Annotated in this window: 1 protein-coding gene; it reads right to left on the bottom strand. The window is 49.2% G+C overall.

Features of this window, described 5'->3' with window-relative positions:
• Nucleotides 1-219: 219 nt before the first annotated feature.
• A complete protein-coding gene (locus CLOSYM_RS09975; protein ID WP_044902338.1) occupies nt 220-2592 on the bottom strand; it encodes a ribonucleoside triphosphate reductase in 2373 nt (790 codons plus the stop codon).
• Nucleotides 2593-2756: the final 164 nt, after the last annotated feature.

Consider the following 2756-nt stretch of genomic DNA (forward strand, 5'->3'; position numbering starts at 1 on the left):
GATAATCTTCCCCCGGGACGAAAGACTCATATCCCCCCCCGTCCGCCGACCGTTCCGGCGGCGTCCTCACCTGATTAACTATATAACATTGCCTGTGAACAGTAACGTTCCGGGAACAGTTATCCGGTGGATCAATAACTGCCCGTACATGCCGGGTATATCCCAGCCTGCACGGGCAGTATATTTCCTGTAAATGCAAAGACCTGTCTGAACGGTTACTTATCTGCTCTCTTCCACAAATCTTCTGATATTGGAAGCATTGACATATTTCTTCACTTCTCCGTCTCGTCCCACCTGGACCAGAGTTGGCGCCTGCATTATGCCAAAGCGGTCGGAAAGCTCCGGATTCTCCTCCGCATCCACTACCTCATACTCCCTGTCCTTTAAAAATTCCTTTGCCATGCGGCAATTGGGACAGGTTTTTGTGGTAAAGAGGTAAATTCCCTCTTTGGCGCCGCTCTCAGCCCAGTCTGCGCTTTTCTCCGGCTCCAGGACAAACGTTGTTCCGTTTTTGAGAACGGAGCGTGTGATATCGTAAGACTTTCTGTCTTTATATTCCTGTGTCTTGCCTTCGTTCCAGTTCTGTACCGGACGGTAGTAACCGGTAATACGGCTGTATACCTCCGCCTTTCTGCCGCAGACAGGACAGGTAAAATGCTCCCCTATCAGATAGCCGTGATCCTGGCAGATAGAGTAGGTCGGCGACAATGTATAGTACGGAAGTTTGTAATTCTCGGCAATCGTCCTCACCAGCTTGGATGCCGATTTCCAGTCGGGCAGCTTTTCTCCGAGGAATGCATGGAATACCGTTCCGGAGGTATAGAGAGTCTGGATTTCATCCTGCACGTCGAGCGCATCGAAAATATCTGTCGTATATCCCACCGGAAGATGGGAGCTGTTGGTATAATACGGCGTTTCTCCCGGTTCACCTGCCGTAATAATGTCCGGGTAACGCTTTCTGTCATGCTTCGCCAGACGGTAGGAGGTTGACTCAGCCGGTGTTGCCTCCAGATTGTAAAGATCTCCGTAAAGCTCCTGGTAATCGGCCAGGCGCTCCCTCATATGGTTCAGCACATCCTTCGTAAAAGTCTGTGTCTCCTCATGGGTCATGTCCTTCCGCAGCCATCTCGCATTGAGTCCGGCTTCGTTCATGCCCAATAAGCCGATAGTGGAAAAATGGTTAGCAAAGGTGCCCAGGTACTGTTTGGTATATGGATAAAGCCCGTTATCAAGCAGCTTGGTGATAACTTCCCTTTTAATTCTCAGGGAGCGGGCCGCAATGTCCATCATATGGTCGAGGCGTCTGTAGAAGTCCTCCTCATTTACCGCCAGATAGGCAATTCTCGGCATATTGATTGTGACGACGCCGACGGAACCGGTACTCTCTCCTGAGCCGAAGAAACCGCCTGTCTTTTTGCGGAGCTCGCGCAGATCCAGCCTCAGACGGCAGCACATGCTCCTGACATCACTGGGCTGCATATCGCTGTTGATATAATTTGAAAAATAAGGCGTTCCGTATTTTGACGTCATCTCAAACAGGAGACGGTTATTCTCCGTATCGGACCAGTCAAAATCCTTGGTGATGGAATAAGTCGGTATCGGATACTGGAACCCGCGCCCGTTGGCATCCCCCTCGACCATCGTCTCAATAAATGCCTTATTGATCATATCCATCTCCGGCTTGCAGTCCTTATATTTGAAATCCACCTCTTTGCCGCCGACAATGGCGTTCATCTCCGCCATATCCTCCGGTACGGTCCAGTCCAGAGTGATATTGGAGAACGGCGCCTGGGTTCCCCAGCGGCTCGGGGTGTTAACACCGTAGATAAATGACTCAATACATTTCTTTACGGCATCATATGATAAATTATCTACTTTTACGAAAGGTGCAAGGTATGTATCAAAAGAGGAAAATGCCTGCGCTCCGGCCCACTCGTTCTGCATGATTCCCAGGAAGTTTACCATCTGGTTGCAAAGTACGGAAAGGTGTTTGGCCGGTGAGGAAGTAATCTTACCCGGAATGCCGCCCAGGCCCTCCGTCAGAAGCTGCTTTAATGACCAGCCTGCACAGTAACCCGTCAGCATGGACAGATCGTGCAGATGGATATCCGCTTCCCTGTGTGCCTCCGCTATCTCATGATCGTATATTTCAGAGAGCCAGTAGTTGGCGGTTACCGCTCCTGAATTGCTTAAAATAAGACCTCCCACAGAATAGGTAACGGTGGAGTTCTCCTTTACCCGCCAGTCCTCCACCTGGACATAGCTGTTCACAACATCCTTATAATCCAGGATCGTCGCTTTCATGTTACGGATTTTTTCTCTCTGCTTTCTATATAGAATATAAGCCTTGGCAACTTCCGTATAGCCTGTCTGTTCCAGCACATGCTCCACACTGTCCTGGATCTGCTCCACGCTGACTTTCCCATCCGTCATTTTGGATTGAAAATCGGCTGTTACGCGGAGAGACAGCAGTTCCAGGATCTCCTGATTGTAGTCATTCTTCGTCGCCTTAAAGGCCTTCTTAATTGCATTGGTAATCTTTCCCAGATTAAAGTCCGCCACTTCTCCGTCACGCTTTATCACGCTGATCATGTTCCTTACTCCTTTCATTCCCATCCTCACTAGGGTTCGTATCCAATTATAGCAGATGGCATAATAAAACACAATATCTGGTTTCATAATATTTAGAATACCAGATATTGTAGTATAATGGTTCGGATGGGGGAGATTTAGTTAAGCAGGTGAGGACGCCGCCG

The organism is [Clostridium] symbiosum ATCC 14940 (assembly GCF_000466485.1).
Lineage (GTDB): Bacteria > Bacillota > Clostridia > Lachnospirales > Lachnospiraceae > Otoolea > Otoolea symbiosa.

Coding starts and splice junctions, on each gene's coding strand:
- CLOSYM_RS09975 (WP_044902338.1), bottom strand. CDS start 2,592: ATGATCAGCGTGATAAAGCGTGACGGAGAAGTGGCGGACTTTAATCTG.